This window comes from Bellilinea caldifistulae, from assembly GCF_001306055.1.
Classification (GTDB): Bacteria; Chloroflexota; Anaerolineae; order Anaerolineales; family Anaerolineaceae; genus Bellilinea; species Bellilinea caldifistulae.
Window position 1 is genome coordinate 25,794 of record NZ_LGHJ01000029.1, and the last position, 14,674, is coordinate 40,467.

A 14,674-nucleotide genomic window follows, 5' to 3' on the forward strand; every position below is an offset into this window, starting at 1 on the left:
TTTTTGCCGATGATTCGCGACCTGCGCCGTTATGCCCGCCAAACGACCGTCCGCTTAATTGTCGGCGGTATTTTGCTGATATTATTGGTTGGCGGGGGTTTAATCCTTTATTTTTATGGAAGTGGCGCACTTGTTTTAGGAATTCTCTGCTTTATTGCTGGACTTACCCCAATTGTCTTAATCGTGTTTATTCTGAGTTTGTTGGAGTGGATCGTCAAACGTGAACGAGGTAACTGAATCTGAAATCATCCTTTATCAACAATGGGTTCTTAGAATTCGCCCGGCTGCCGATCAACAATCCGCAAGAATTCTACTCATGATTCATGGCTGGACGGGAGACGAAAACTCGATGCAGATTTTTCAGCGAGCCGTATCCTCCGAATACTGGATTATTGCCCCACGCGGATGGATTTCTACACCCGAAGGCGGTTATGGGTGGATTGGTCACCGGCCTGGGCGGGAAGCAACTTTACAAGCCTTTATCGAACCTGCTCAGGCTTTAAATCAACTCCTCAGGCTTATTCGGCGCGACTATTCTCTTCCTGATCAGCCAATTGATCTGATGGGTTTCAGTCAGGGAGCAGCGCTTGCCCTCGCTTATTGTTTACAATATCCTGCTCAGGTTCACAAAGCGGCGGTGCTCTCTGGCTTTTTACCCTTCCTGCCGGATGATTACCAGCCTCCGGAGGATTTTGCCAAAATCGCCTTCTTTGTTGCCCATGGAAGTCAGGATGACATTGTGCCGGTCCAGCGTGCTTATGAGGTTGTTCAATTTCTGAAAAAAGCCAACGCCACGGTGCAATTTTGCCACTCGCCGGTTGGTCATCGCATCAGTTCAGCCTGTTTTCGAGAGCTCAACCACTTTTTTGCTCCTCAGCGACGCTGAACAAAGGAAAAAATTCCCAGTAAAACACCAATCGTGAATAAAACAACGATGATCAGCCCCATCGGTACACCCGGCACAACCCCCGTTGAGGGATTCTGAAAAGTGGGTATCACCAGTGGAGGCGGCGGAGTAAAGGTTGGCAAACGAGTTGGGGCAACGGTCACAATAAATTGTGCCGCAAGGGTCGGATCTATCGTCGCGGTCATATCCCGGGTTGGGGTTGGTGGTGGCTCCACAATGGGTAATTCGCCGGGGGTAATATTCACAAAAGCGCTGTAAACCCACCCAACATTGCCCGGCGCACCAGGGTACTCGATTAAAATCCAATCACCGCCCGGCGAGCGGCCCTTTGCCACCGCCGTCTGGCCGATCAACAAAATGCCAACGCGAGGATACAACGCATTTGGCCCACTGCGGACGTTGATCGAGGGTTCATTGCTGCCTGCTCTGACCGAGACAATCGGCCCGCTGGGAGTACTTGTGACCGTCGCAATATCTACGGTTGGAATTTGAGCCAGAACCCGGGTCTGTTCCAATCCCGGCAACCCAAATGACATGATTATCGTTATAATAAACAGCAGAAAAAACCCGACTTGTTTCTTCAAACGCATTCTTTCACCTGATTTTTGAAAGCCCGAGCGATGAGTACATCTGCAGATTATAACCGATCTGATCAATTGCACAGAATTTATCACGGTGCTGTTACGCCAACGGATATTTCCCGCAGTTTGTTTGCAGCCTTCAACCGCGGTAACTATCGCGCTCAGCAAATCGGTAGCGGCGATAAAATTGTAGTTCAAATCGGCACTCGTCCTAACGCTACCTCCGGTGGTCAAACCGCCATCACGGTCTCTATCCAATCTCACCAAGATGGAATTATTGTCCAGATGGGACAGCAAAACTGGCTGGGAGTGGCTGCCAGCCTGGGAAAGACCGCTTTGTTTGCCTTGCGCAACCCCCTGAATTTACTCCATCGGATAGATGATCTTGCTCAGGATATTGAATCAATTCAGTTGATTGACCAAATCTGGCAAGTGGTTGATCAAACCGCCAGATCGCTGAACAGCACTCAGGAACTGTCCGAGAGATTCAGACGCCTGGTATGCGATTATTGCAACACACCCAATCCCCTTGGTGAACCACACTGCATTGCTTGCGGTGCACCATTAGGTAATCTTCAACCAAAAACCTGCCGGTTTTGCGGTTTTATTCTCAAACCCAACGAGCGTAAATGCCCAAATTGCGGTAAATCCACATAAATTAATCGCCTGAAGGATTACGCCATTGCCGTCCGTCCTGCTGGATGAAATCATCTATTCCCGGCGGCCCCCACGTACCGGCTTCATAAACCGGCAGATTGCGCACGGGAAATTGCTGCCAGGCCTCTAAAATGTTGGAGGTGAAGGCCCACTGACTCAGCACCTCGTCGGAACGGGTGAACAGGGTTGCATCTCCCTGAATGCAATCCAGCAGTAATCGCTCGTAGGCTTCAGGTGGCTCCGTACCGAAAGTCTCTTGATAGTTGAACTCCATGTTGACCGGGGCAATTTGGTTGATCGGCCCCGGCGCCTTTGCGCCAAATTCCAACCGAATTCCTTCATCCGGTTGAAGGCTGAGTACCAGGGTATTGGGTGCATCACCCGCCAGATTATGCCAGTCAAACAGGGACAATGGAGCTTGACGAAAACGGATAACGATCTCGGTCAGACGAGTTGGCAGTCTTTTTCCAGAGCGGACATAGAAAGGTACCCCCGCCCAGCGCCAGTTATCAATGTACAAACGAGCAGCCAACAGGGTTTCGGTAACAGAGTCGGGTGGAACGCCCGCTTCATCCTTATAACCCGGTACACGCTTACCATCAACGGTACCGGAAACATATTGAGCCCGGTAGGTATTCTGGATAGCATCCTTCCCCCTCAGGGGGCGCAGGGCTTTCAATACTTTTACTTTTTCATCCCTTACCGCATCGGCATTAAAACCCACCGGTGCTTCCATGGCAGTCAGGGTAACCAGCTGCAACAAGTGATTTTGAAACATATCACGAATGACACCGGCATTATCATAATAACCCGCACGCGTTCCTACACCGACTGTTTCAGACACGGTGATCTGGACATGATCTACATACCGGCGATCCCACAAAGGTTCAAAAATCGCATTGGCAAACCGAAATACGAGGATATTTTGGACGGTTTCCTTTCCAAGATAATGGTCAATGCGGTAAACCTGTTTTTCGGAAAAAACGCGGTGTACAGCCTGTTCCAGTATGGTTGCGGATTCGATGTCCCGACCATATGGCTTTTCAATGACAATTCTGGTCCAGCCGTTTTCTCGTTTGTTCAGGCCGCTCTTTCCTAACAACTCAACAATGACCAGATATTCTTCTGGTGGAGTCGCCAGATACAAAAGTACATTTTGAATCCGGTTGCCTTTAATTAATTCGCTTAATTTCTGGTATCCTTGAAAATCCTCAAATGTTGATTGAACATAGTGGGTTCTCGCCAATAAGCGTTCTAAAATCTGCGGATCAATGGGTTTACTGCGGGAATGTTCTTCAATGCCGGCCTGTAATTTTTCACGGAGAAACTCATCGCTCCAATCTCTGCGAGCAAAGCCAATCAGATGCAATTTTTCGGGTAGCTTTTCAGCTTTCATCAACTCATACAAGGCAGGCAGTAGTTTTCTTCGGGTCAAATCACCAGTAACGCCGAAAATCACAATAGCAAGTGAGGTGCTCTTGATCTCAGAATTATTCGGAGTCATTTCCAAAGTCCTTTAAGGGGTTTTGCCTGGGCATCATACAATTGCTATCAATTTTACAACCTGCCGGTTAAAATAAACAGAGAAAATTATATACAACATGGAAACTGTTATGAAAATTCAAAATGACCCCTCCGTACCCAAAATTTACTCCATGAGTGAATTTCCCCACCCCGGAATTCACCCATTGATTCAATCCCGGCGGTCGTCCAGGATATATGATCCAGAGCGGTTGCTAACCTGGGAACAAATTCACCTCTTGCTGGAAGCCGCTCGCTCAGCTCCTTCCAGTGGAAATCGCCAGCCGTGGGTTTACCTTGTTTTCGAGCCTACGAATGCTGAACAATTGGAAAAAGCCCGATCATGTCTTAACCCAGATAATCAGGTATGGGCAAATCGTGCACCGCTCCTTATCCTCGCCATCAGTCAAGACATTCGTCCCGACGGCAAGGAAAACACAAAAGCGCTGCACGATTTAGGCATGGCCAATCAGAACCTGTTACTCCAGGCTACTGCCATGGGCTTGAGTTGCCGGCCTATGGCTGGTTTTGACGCAGAAAAAGCCCGAATGCTTTTCAACATTCCCTCAGGCTACACCCCTCGGCTAATGATCGCCGTAGGTTATGCTGGCGATTTGGAAGATTTGCCAGGTGAAGTACAGGAAAAAGAACAAAGAGAACGAACCAGAAAACCGGTTTCCGAATTTGCCTTTCGAGGAAGTTGGCAGCAACCTCTGTTTGAGGATTAATCTGAACGCTTTATCCATGTATAATAGCATCACAGGAATGTGATGCTATTTTTTTATCCTTCGGAAACCCCAGGAAAGGAATCATCATGGTTACGATAGTTGCAGATACAACATCCAGCATTCCGGTTGATCAAGCCGATGCATTGGGGATACCCTATATACCCCAAATCATTGTCTTTGGTAATGAAACCTACCGCGATGACACCGAAATGGACAGCAAAACTTTTCTAAAAAGGCTGCGTGAGTCAACGACACTGCCAAAAACTGCTGCCCCGCCCCCAGCCCTATATCATCCCATCTATGAAAAATACACGCAGAACGGTAATACCATCATTGTGTTAACTCCCTCTGCTGATGTTTCTGGAACCTTCCGCAGTGCCGAAGTGGCTGCAGCAGATTTTCCCGGACGCGATATTCGCATTGTGGATACACGCACAATTGGCTCCGGATTGGCCTCCATTGTGCTGGAAGCTCACCGCTGGGCAAAAGAGGGGTTAGACGCCGACACAATTATTGAGCGGGTCAAAGACATGAGCCGGAGGGAACGGGTTTATTTTGTGGTTGACACACTCGAATACCTTTATAAAGGCGGCCGTATTGGAGGGGCGAAAATGCTGGTTGGCAGTCTTTTGCAGGTCAAGCCCATTCTCCAATTCAAAGATGGCCGCACCGAACCTGTGGAAAGTCAACGCACGAAACGGCGCGCAATGGCCCGTCTTAAAGAACTGGTTTATTCTGACTGTCCCCGCCATGACGGCGCCTTACTCACTATCATGCACGGGGATGCCGAGGAAGAAGCCCTGAACCTTGCGGAAGAATTTAAGAACCAACTAGGAATCTCTTCGGTTCGGATATATGACCTGCCGCCTGCAATTCTCGTCCATGCCGGTCCGGGTGTCATCGCAGTGAGCTACTTTACAGAGGCAGGATAATCCGTCTCCTTCAGAAAGATTCCTCTAAAATCCGCAAAAGTTCTTCATCGGTCAACTCAATTGGGTTGGCTTTCATGCTGCTTGCTTTTCGGGCGGCTTCAATCACCTTAGAAAAATCTTTTTTCCGAATGCCATACGCTCGTAAGCGGGGGATTTTGAATTCCTCACATATATTTTCTAACCACTCAACACCCTGCCAAATGCTTGCACCAGAATCTCCCACCAGCCAGCCAGCCAGTCTTTGATATCGTTCAAGGACCGGATGATTTGGGCTGCGCTGTTGCACAGCCAGAATATTAACCCGACTGACCACCGGCAGCAAACGCGCACAAATGGCTCCGTGGGGCGCTTCAAACATGCCGCCCAGTGGCGCGGCAAAACCATGAACCGCTCCGAGCCCAGCGTTGGCCAAAGCTAAACCGCCCATCAAACTGCCAAAAGCCATCTCCTCCCGTGCCCAAAGGGTATTCCCCTCGTGGTATGCCGTGCGCAATGAATGGGCAATTTTTCGGATGCCGCCCTCACAAAATAAATCGGTAAAAACATTTGCCCGGTTTGAAACATACGGTTCAATCACCTGAGTCAGGGCATCCATGCCAGTACTGGCAGTCACAATAGGGGGGAGATCCAGTGTCAGGGACGGATCAATTAAAGCCACAGCGGGGAGCATTTTGGGGCTGCGTAAACTGACCTTGACTTTATGCTCCGGCAATGAAATGACCGCATTTCGGGTTACTTCACTGCCGGTACCCGCCGTTGTCGGAACAGCAATCACCGGCAAGGGATGTACTGGCAAAGGTTTCCCCTTGCCGACAACTTCGAGATACTCTAAGGGATCACCCGGATTAACCGCAAGAGCAGCCACCGCCTTGGCACAATCCATCACACTGCCTCCACCGGTGGCAATGACTACCTCAGGTTGATCCGCTTTGACCTGCTCAACCAGTTCAAGAATCTGACCAAGTTTTGGCTCACCTTGTACAACGGCCATCCGGAAAGAAATCCCGGCAGTGATTAAAGATTGTTCCAAAGTTTGGTGATAGGAACGGGGATTGATAGAAATCCACAAAGCCCGATGCCCATATTCCGCCGCCAGCGAGCCAAGACGATCCGCCAAACCGCTTCCAAACAAAATCCGCTGGGCGGTTTGAAAATCAAAAGCAAATGATTCACTTACCACGCTCCCTCCTCAGGAAAGATGTTGGAGTATCGCACTCCCTGGCGTGGTTCTGCCATCATGTCCGCTACAACTTCTCGCCATTTTTGATAGTGAGCTGTCTGACGGTGCTTTTCTTGATCGGATTCTGCGTAATAAACCTCAACCAACGTGAATCGGTTTGGGTCCTCCTTTTGTTGTAAAAAATCAAAGCGGGCAATGCCTTCTTCTTGAAGGCTGTTACGCGCGTTTTCTAAAGTTTCCCGGATAAATGCCTCTCGAAATTCTGGCTTTACATGAATATGAACCAGCACAATGTGCATCTTCAACCTCCGGTAGATGGTATGATTGGGTTAAACAAATTATACCCACCTCGATAATGTTTCTCATCTCTTTTTGTTTCCAATTCCAACCGATTAGATGTTACCGAAAAACGAAATCATCCTCCTTTATGCAGACGAATACCTGCTAGTTGTAAACAAACCCGCTGGCTTGCGAGTCATCCCCGATGGGTATCACCGAGATTTGCCCAATCTGTACCATCTTCTCATGGATAAATTTGGAAAATTGTGGGTTGTTCACCGTTTGGATCGCGAAACCAGCGGGGCGATCCTTATTGCCCGTAATGCAGATACTCATCGGCATCTCAATCAACAATTCCAAAATCGCCTGATTAAGAAAACATATCATTTACTGGCAATGGGCCATCAAATTACCGAACCATTGAAAATAACCTACCCTTTACGGGTCAACGGAGACCGCGCTCATCGAACGGTGATAGACTTTCAAAAAGGAAAACCCGCAAGTACATTTGTCAATCAGGTTGAATCATTGCAAAAGGATATTTTACTCCTGGAAGCAGAACCTAAAACCGGCTATACGCATCAAATTCGCGCTCACCTGGCCGCCGCCGGTTACTGGCTGTTGAATGATCCGCTTTACTTCCCATACAATCATCCCCCTGGTCATGCCGATTCGCACCCCCATTTACCGCCGAATTATCGGCATATTGGACAATCTCTGCCGATTCGGAGAATCGCCCTGCACAGCTGGAAAATTGAGTTTTTTCATTCAGTACTGCAGCGCACTCTTCAAATCATCGCCCCCTATCCCGACGATTTTGAATGCACCATCACCCAATTACAAAACGAGGGCGGAAGTTAACACCGCCCTCGTTTTGATTTTTATCATTGTGCTTAGATCGGTTTATCCACATCCGGTACTGGTCGCTTACTCTGCCAGATAGCCCAGATAAATCCAGCGAACAGGATTAACACAACCACAATCCCCACAAAGGAATTCAATTGGAAATTAACAATGATTGGTGCGGCTAGCAACGACACCAGATTGACCACTTTAATCATCGGGTTCAATGCCGGGCCAGCCGTATCTTTCAACGGGTCACCAACCGTATCCCCGACCACACCGGCCTTATGACGTTCGGAACCCTTACCGGTGTTCTGCTCTAAACTACGCGGCTCATCTTCAATTGCTTTTTTAGCATTGTCCCAGGCACCGCCCGCGTTTGCCATAAACACAGCCAGCAGTTGGCCGCTCAAAATAACGCCGGCCAGATAACCACCCAATGCTTCCACTTGCAGAACCAGCCCAACCAGTAAAGGCATGGTGATCGAAATCACAGCCAGCGGTATCAGCTCCTTTTGAGCGGAACGGGTAGAAATGGAAACAACCCGGGCGTAATCCGGCTTAACCGTCCCTTCCATGATACCCGGCACACGGAACTGTTTTCGCACCTCTTCCACAATCTCACTGGCAGCCCGCGACACTGCCCGAATCGAAAGCGAGCTGAACAACCATGGCAACGCACCGCCCAGCAAAAAGCCGATGAAAACAGTCGTATCCGAAATGCGAATGGCTTCCATAACGCCGCTTTTGGCGCGGTTGACATCTGTTATGTAAGATGCGAACAAACTGACTGCCGCGATTACGGCTGACGCAATGGCAATCCCCTTCGTAATCGCTTTGGTTGTATTGCCAACTGCATCCAGATCGGCCATAATCTGCCGTGCTTTCAGAGTCTCGGGGTCATCCATATCATGCCAGGCCATCTCAGCAATACCATTCGCATTGTCAGAAATCGGCCCATAGGAGTCCATTGCCACGTTGTTTCCCGTGTGGCTAAGCATTCCAATGCCAATCATGGCGACGGCATACAAAACGAAGTTCGCTCCATCCGCCTGATAAATCAATTTAGCCAATGTAAAGGAAATTGCAATCACCACCAGTGCCCACACACTCGATTCCATTCCAACCGAAAGTCCAGAAAGAATGGTAGTCGCCGGACCAGTGCGGGTGGATTTAACGATCTCCTGCACAGGCGCTTTGCGGGTTGCGGTAAAGTATGAGGTCAGTGGATTGAAAGCAACAGCCAGCCCCACACCAATGGTCGTCAGTAATCCCAAGCGCCAATCACCGGCGTATAAAATTGCCAACAGGAAGGAGAAGATCACGGTGTTAACACTGGAGACCTCATAAGAGCGGAACATGGCCTCCTCGGCATCATGCGCTCGTAAAAACTTGATCGGAAAACGTTCCCAAATTGGAACCGTGAATGTCCCGATAATCGAGCTGATTACCCCAATCGCACGAATGACCAGTGGATAAACGATGTAGTGAATCTGTCCAGTAGCCTGATACAGTACCAACCCCAGAATCAGGGCTGAAACAATGGTGACCTCATAGCTTTCAAAAATATCCGCAGCCATGCCGGCGCAGTCACCGACATTATCGCCCACCAGATCCGCGACAACAGCGGCATTTCGGGGATCATCCTCGGGGATGTCTTTTTCAACTTTACCGACCAGGTCTGCTCCAACATCCGCAGCTTTGGTGTAAATTCCGCCGCCAACTCGCATGAACAGAGCCAGCAAGGTACCTCCAAAACCAAACCCCAGCAGAGCATCGGGTGCTGCCCGGCCAAAAACAATAAAGATCAAGGTCCCCCCCATCAGTCCCAAACCATCGGTAAGCATGCCGGTGATTGTGCCGGCATAATATGCAATTGAAAGCGACTCATTGAAAGATCTTCGCGCAGCGGAAGCCGCCCGTACACTGGCTTGAATGGCCATGCGCATCCCCAATTGACCGACAATCAAAGAGAAGGAGGCCCCCATAATAAACGCAATAGTTCTTCCAAATGCCACAATTAATGTGACATTTGTCGCTCCAAGATGACCGAACTCCTCTTGCGCCTCAAGACTCGGTTCCACCACCGCAACACTCAGGAACAACGCAATGGTGAGGAGCGCAATCGCTGGCAAAATGGTTTTTAATTGCCGCTGAAGGTAGCCATCCGCTCCTTGACGAATGGCTTCCCAAACTTCCTGCATTTTTTCGGTGCCTTTGTCCTTGGTTAAAACATTGTTGCGCAGAAGCCAGGCATACAAAAGGCTGAGCAGCGCAACCACAAGCACACTGAGCACGGCTATCTGCTCGAACGGCGTTTGCAGACCGTGCCTGGAAAGACCGAGAATATCCATATTGCCTCCAGGTTGGTAAAGGGATTTTGGGGAGATTAACCCATGAATGCGTCTGAATTCCATCAAGACGCACTAAATCATTGTATAACAACCAAACCAAATGTCAATCAAAATTTATCACCCATTTTCAGGACAAATATTAGGTTTATGGGAATTGGGGATGCCTTTTTTCCTCAAATTTGGATTAAAGTTTGATTAGAATTTCAAAAACCTATTGAAATTCTTATCGGTTTGTTATATAGTGTTATGCGGCTATTTATTGGCCCAATTGCTGAAACCACCAACTGCGGCGGGCGGGATAGGTTATCCGCTCGTTTATTTGTCAGGGTGATAGATGGGAATGGATCCAGCAAGGTGATCTGCACCGGAAATCACCGCCTCGTACAAGGTATTGATTTTCCTTAAAAAAAAGTGTATTCTGAATAAATAGAATACACGAGCAGATAAAACCATGCTGGATAAACAGAAAAAATTAGAAAGAATACTGAGATACTTTTCTCAAAAAAGGAAGTTTGTGAAACGTATGGACAACCCACTGATTAATGTTATCGACGAGGAAGAAGACGAATATCCAGCCATTGCTCGTTTGATTGAGCTGGGCCGGCAAAAGTCCTACGTCACAATTGATGACATTCTTCACTTCTTCCCGGAAGCCGAGCAGGATGTCGAGCAGTTAGAAGAGGCTTTTGCAGCCCTGATGAGTGCTGGCATCCCTTATGTTGAGGATGAATCCCTCATCCCTGAACCAGCTGAGGATGAACTGGCACTGGACGAGGAGATCGAAGAAACGGAAGAAACCACCAGCGAAATCGTCTTTGATGATCTTCAAAACATTGATACCGATGATACCATCGGGTTATACCTCAAAGAGGTCAGTCGCGTTCCTCTTCTAACTGCGGAAGAAGAAGTCGAACTGGCTCAGCGCATCGAGCGCGGCCGATTGGCACGCGAGGAACTGGCGCGTGGTAATGTTGGCAGCCGGCGCCGTCACGAGTTACGCAAGCTAATTGAAGACGGCTGGGCGGCTCGCGAGCACTTAATAACCGCAAATTCCCGTCTGGTCATCAGCGTCGCCAAGAAATACATGGGGCGGGGTGTTCCATTCCTGGATTTAATTCAGGAAGGCAACATCGGTTTGATTCGCGCAACCAAAAAATTTGACTACCGCCGCGGCCACAAATTCAGTACCTATGCCACGTGGTGGATTCGTCAGGCAGTTACTCGCGCCATTGCCGATCAGGGACGAACCATTCGGGTACCCGTCCACATGGGCGATCAAATCAACAAATTGCTGCGAATTCAACACCAGTTGACCCAGCGGCTTGGCAGAGAACCTTCGGTGGATGAATTGGCTATTGCCCTTGACGTTCCACCCAAAAAAGTGGAAAACATGATTCAGGTGGCTCGCCGGCCGCTTTCACTGGAAACACCTACCGACGACGAGGAGGACTCCGTTCTGGGCGATTTCATCGAAGATGACGAAGCACCACCACCGGATGATACAGCCACTTACAATTTACTCCGCGAGCATCTGGAAGAGGTGTTGAACACCCTGCCGCCGCGTGAAGTCCGCATCCTCCAGCTGCGCTATGGCTTGCTGGATGGGCAGGCCTATACACTTGAAGAAGTCGGCAGAAAAATGGGTGTCACCCGTGAGCGGGTCAGACAAATCGAAGCTCAAGCACTCAGCCGATTGCGCCACCCAACTATTCGGCGTAAATTACGCGATTATCTGGGTGAGTGAAAAATTACCATCAACTAGCTTGAGAAACCGCAGCGGAGAGACCGCGCGGTTTCTTTTTTTCACCTCGTCTTTCAAATGACTTGCATAATCCTCAAACTTGGGGCATACTAACCATTGGGAGGTGGCTTATGGCTAAAATTCCACTACGTGCCTATAACCGTGAAATTGAGGCGATGATTGATCGCGGTGAATCAACTGCCGCTATTGCTCACTGTCGTCACATTCTCAAGTATTACCCCAAGCACATAGACACCTACCGCCTCTTAGGAAAAGCTTACCTTGAATCTCAGCGTTATGCCGAAGCTGCCGACGTACTCCAGCGTATCCTTTCAGCCGTCCCGGATGACTTCATCTCACAAATCGGCATGAGTATCATCCGAGAGGATGAAGGTAATCTGGACGCTGCCATCTGGCATATGGAAAGAGCTTTTGAAGCCCAGCCTTCAAACACTGCGGTTCAAGACGAGCTCCGCCGTTTATTCGGTAGACGAGATGGCGTCGAACCTCCCAAAATCCGGCTGACACGCGGGGCGCTCGTTCGCATGTACGCACGTGGAGAATTGTACCAGCAAGCCATTGCAGAAATCCGCGCTGCACTTGCAGAAGATCCCTTGCGGGTTGATCTGGAAGTCATTTTGGCCCGCATGTACTTCCTTTCCGGCCAGACAGTGGCTGCTATCGAGGTGTGTAGTCGGCTGATCTCCAAGCTCCCCTACTGTTTTGAAGCCAATCGAATCTTAGCCGAAACTCTCCCTCAAACCTCCCGAGCCGAAGATGCAAAAATTTATCAACAACGCGTCTTTGCAATGGATCCTTACCTGGCTTACCTGCCTCCCAATGCCATCAGCAGCCTGGAAGTGCCCGACAACGCCGTTACCCTCGACCGGCTGGAAATCGAAACCATCGAGGAAGAAGCCGCCTTCCCTGAATGGGCGCAAACCGCTGGTGTGGAATTTAAGAGCGAGGAGGAGCAACCATTGCCGGATTGGTTTTCTGAAATTAAGCCAACCGACTTACCCCAGGAACCCCCGCCGGTAACCACTATCGCCCCGGAAATGCCTCCACCACTCCAGGAAGTAACACCCGCACCTATTGAAACTCCCATTCCCGAAATCTCTGAGGAAGAGACTATTCCCGAATGGATGAGAGAAGCCGGCTGGACTCCTGCCGAAAAAGTGGATGAAACCGTAGAGGCTGGATTTAACCTCCCGGATGAAGATCTGGAAATTGGAGAAATACCCGAATGGCTGCAAGAAATTGCTCCAGAAGAGACATTGCTTGAAGAAACGACATCAGAAGAAAACGTCGCATGGCTGGAGCAAATTCTCCCGACTGAGGAGGAAACCCCTACCGAGAAAACCCCGGAAATCCAATTGACGGAGAAATCCCAACCGACAGAAGAAATGCCGACGCTGGCGGCAGAACCCCTCGAAAGCTCTGAGCTTGAAATGCCCTTCTCTTCCCCATTCGCCACGGAGGAAGAAACCGCTGCAGCAGAATCCGAAACTGAGGGCGGGTTAGAAACAGAACCTGACTGGCTGAAAGACCTCGGTTCGCTTGGGGAAGAGACCCCCCAAACCCAAGCCGAAACTTCACTGGCTGAGGCACCTTCTCCCGATGAAAATGAATTGGAATCACTCCAGGAATTACCTTCCATTGGTACATCGGACGAAACCGCTTCTCAAGATGTTCCAGATTTGGAAGACCTGGATGCTACCATGGCCTGGTTGGAAAGTCTGGCAGCCCGACAGGGAGCTGATGAAGCCACCCTTTTAACTCCACCCGAAGAGCGACTCGAAACCCCGCCGGATTGGATTCAATCCCTCGTGGAAGAAACACCGGAATTTCCCGAAACAGAATCGGGAGGTGAAGAAATGCCCCGTGTTGATCAAAGCCAACAGGAGACCATTCCATCGTTCCTTTCCGAGGAAAATTTAGTAAAACAGGGGATTGAAACTGGTGAGTCATTCCTTCAAATGGAAAATTTCGAAGAAATTGAAGAAGGCGCAACGGAGCAGCCTGCCACAGGTTCAGCCCCAGAACCATTACCGGATTGGCTGATGGAATCATTGCAAGAGGAAGAAACCTCCTTCGAAACATCATCTGAAACCACCGAGAAACCCCCGCTCGAGGAAGATACAGAAATAGGTTTCGCCCCCAGTGTTGCATCGGACGCAGAGGAACCGGCAGATGAAGATGCTGCCTTTGCATGGTTGGAAAGTCTAGCAGCGAAACAAGGTGCTGCTGAAGAAACCCTTTTGACAAAACCCGAAGAGCGTCAGGAAGATCTGCCAGAATGGGTTCGAGAAGAATTACATCCCGATGAAAGTTTTGAGGCCGTCAGCAAAACGGAAGCCACGATTGAATCCGAAAGCACCTCAATACCTGCCGAATCACCAGAAGAAGCCGAACCCATTGAAGACACCCAACCAATTCACCTGAAAGCAGCTGCACCTTCAACACCTGAAACGGAAAGGGCACCGTTGGGTGAATCCAGTGATGAATCACATTCTTTGACTGGCGAGGAAGATGTACCACCCTGGTTGAAAGATCTTGAAGAAGGGGAAACCGAAACGGAACAGCCGTCAATACCCTCGGATTGGGTGCCAGAATATGAAACACCGCCCGTCGAAACACCCCCCATCGAAATTGAGGAACCCCAACCAGAATCTTCGGTAATGGAAACCGGTAGCCACGCAGAACTCTTAGCCATGGCGCAGTCGGCACTCCAATCTCACAACCTCGAAAAAGCCCTGCAAGCCTATAATCAGCTGATCAAGGACGGGCAGTACCTGGAAGAAACAATTCATGACTTGAGAGATGCCCTTTACCGATACCCGATTGATATCTCCATCTGGCAAACACTGGGTGATGCATACTTACGCAGCAACCGCTTACAGGAAGCACTCGAAGCCTATACCAAAGCAGAAGAATTGCTGCGATAAAAT

The 14,674-nt window shown here is 49.4% G+C and carries 13 protein-coding genes; 8 read left to right on the top strand and 5 right to left on the bottom strand.

The features are described 5' to 3' along the window. Positions 1-3 precede the first annotated feature (3 nt). Both AC812_RS16760 and AC812_RS16765 read left to right on the top strand, forming a co-directional pair. On the top strand, positions 4-237 hold the full coding sequence (locus AC812_RS16760) for a hypothetical protein (protein WP_114676106.1): 234 nt from the start codon (positions 4-6) through the stop codon (positions 235-237). Next, positions 221-886, top strand: a complete 666-nt coding sequence (locus tag AC812_RS16765) for an alpha/beta hydrolase (RefSeq protein WP_061916899.1) — start codon at positions 221-223, stop codon at positions 884-886. The genes AC812_RS16760 and AC812_RS16765 overlap by 17 nt, the downstream gene beginning before the upstream one ends. Here AC812_RS16765 and AC812_RS16770 read toward each other — a convergent pair. Continuing rightward, entirely contained in the window at positions 874-1,497 is a 624-nt protein-coding gene (locus tag AC812_RS16770; protein ID WP_061916902.1) for an SH3 domain-containing protein, read from the bottom strand. The two genes, AC812_RS16765 and AC812_RS16770, sit on opposite strands and share 13 nt — an antisense overlap. 30 nt (positions 1,498-1,527) lie before the next feature. On the opposite strand from AC812_RS16770, the gene AC812_RS16775 reads away from it, so the two are divergent. Beyond that, a complete protein-coding gene (locus tag AC812_RS16775; RefSeq protein ID WP_061916905.1) occupies positions 1,528-2,145 on the top strand; it encodes a zinc ribbon domain-containing protein in 618 nt (205 codons plus the stop codon). 1 nt (position 2,146) lies between these two features. Here AC812_RS16775 and zwf read toward each other — a convergent pair whose 3' ends face one another. Next, positions 2,147-3,649, bottom strand: a complete 1,503-nt coding sequence (gene zwf, locus AC812_RS16780) for a glucose-6-phosphate dehydrogenase (protein ID WP_061916908.1) — start codon at positions 3,647-3,649, stop codon at positions 2,147-2,149. A 109-nt stretch (positions 3,650-3,758) separates the two neighbouring features. Here zwf and AC812_RS16785 point away from each other — a divergent pair, with 109 nt between their 5' ends. Both AC812_RS16785 and AC812_RS16790 read left to right on the top strand, forming a co-directional pair. Next, positions 3,759-4,394: a nitroreductase family protein gene (locus AC812_RS16785; protein WP_061916910.1), complete on the top strand. Its 636-nt coding sequence runs from the start codon at positions 3,759-3,761 to the stop codon at positions 4,392-4,394. An 86-nt stretch (positions 4,395-4,480) separates the two neighbouring features. Next, a complete protein-coding gene (locus AC812_RS16790; RefSeq protein WP_061916913.1) occupies positions 4,481-5,326 on the top strand; it encodes a DegV family protein in 846 nt (281 codons plus the stop codon). Between the two features lie 10 nt (positions 5,327-5,336). Here AC812_RS16790 and AC812_RS16795 read toward each other — a convergent pair whose 3' ends face one another. Together AC812_RS16795 and AC812_RS16800 are read right to left on the bottom strand one after the other, a co-directional pair. Further along, positions 5,337-6,506 (bottom strand): iron-containing alcohol dehydrogenase, encoded by a 1,170-nt coding sequence (locus AC812_RS16795; RefSeq protein ID WP_061916915.1) that lies wholly within the window; start codon positions 6,504-6,506, stop codon positions 5,337-5,339. After that, a complete protein-coding gene (locus tag AC812_RS16800) occupies positions 6,500-6,805 on the bottom strand; it encodes a putative quinol monooxygenase (protein ID WP_061916918.1) in 306 nt (101 codons plus the stop codon). Before AC812_RS16800 ends, AC812_RS16795 begins: the two co-directional genes overlap by 7 nt. Positions 6,806-6,902: 97 nt before the next feature. Between AC812_RS16800 and AC812_RS16805 the strand changes: the two genes are divergently transcribed. Further along, complete coding sequence (locus AC812_RS16805; protein WP_061916921.1) at positions 6,903-7,646, top strand: RluA family pseudouridine synthase; 744 nt, start codon at positions 6,903-6,905, stop codon at positions 7,644-7,646. 32 nt (positions 7,647-7,678) lie between these two features. On the opposite strand, the gene AC812_RS16810 is transcribed toward AC812_RS16805, so the two are convergent. Continuing rightward, positions 7,679-9,982: a sodium-translocating pyrophosphatase gene (locus AC812_RS16810; protein ID WP_061916923.1), complete on the bottom strand. Its 2,304-nt coding sequence runs from the start codon at positions 9,980-9,982 to the stop codon at positions 7,679-7,681. A gap of 523 nt (positions 9,983-10,505) precedes the next feature. Here AC812_RS16810 and AC812_RS16815 point away from each other — a divergent pair. Both AC812_RS16815 and AC812_RS16820 read left to right on the top strand, forming a co-directional pair. Beyond that, positions 10,506-11,726, top strand: coding sequence for a sigma-70 family RNA polymerase sigma factor (locus tag AC812_RS16815; RefSeq protein WP_061917008.1), 1,221 nt, complete (start codon positions 10,506-10,508; stop codon positions 11,724-11,726). A gap of 128 nt (positions 11,727-11,854) precedes the next feature. After that, positions 11,855-14,671, top strand: a complete 2,817-nt coding sequence (locus AC812_RS16820) for a tetratricopeptide repeat protein (protein ID WP_061916926.1) — start codon at positions 11,855-11,857, stop codon at positions 14,669-14,671. Positions 14,672-14,674 lie beyond the last annotated feature (3 nt).

Coding starts and splice junctions, on each gene's coding strand:
- AC812_RS16800 (WP_061916918.1), bottom strand. CDS start 6,805: ATGCACATTGTGCTGGTTCATATTCATGTAAAGCCAGAATTTCGAGAG.
- AC812_RS16820 (WP_061916926.1), top strand. CDS start 11,855: ATGGCTAAAATTCCACTACGTGCCTATAACCGTGAAATTGAGGCGATG.
- zwf (WP_061916908.1), bottom strand. CDS start 3,649: ATGACTCCGAATAATTCTGAGATCAAGAGCACCTCACTTGCTATTGTG.
- AC812_RS16785 (WP_061916910.1), top strand. CDS start 3,759: ATGAAAATTCAAAATGACCCCTCCGTACCCAAAATTTACTCCATGAGT.
- AC812_RS16790 (WP_061916913.1), top strand. CDS start 4,481: ATGGTTACGATAGTTGCAGATACAACATCCAGCATTCCGGTTGATCAA.
- AC812_RS16810 (WP_061916923.1), bottom strand. CDS start 9,982: ATGGATATTCTCGGTCTTTCCAGGCACGGTCTGCAAACGCCGTTCGAG.
- AC812_RS16815 (WP_061917008.1), top strand. CDS start 10,506: ATGGACAACCCACTGATTAATGTTATCGACGAGGAAGAAGACGAATAT.
- AC812_RS16805 (WP_061916921.1), top strand. CDS start 6,903: ATGTTACCGAAAAACGAAATCATCCTCCTTTATGCAGACGAATACCTG.
- AC812_RS16770 (WP_061916902.1), bottom strand. CDS start 1,497: ATGCGTTTGAAGAAACAAGTCGGGTTTTTTCTGCTGTTTATTATAACG.
- AC812_RS16775 (WP_061916905.1), top strand. CDS start 1,528: ATGAGTACATCTGCAGATTATAACCGATCTGATCAATTGCACAGAATT.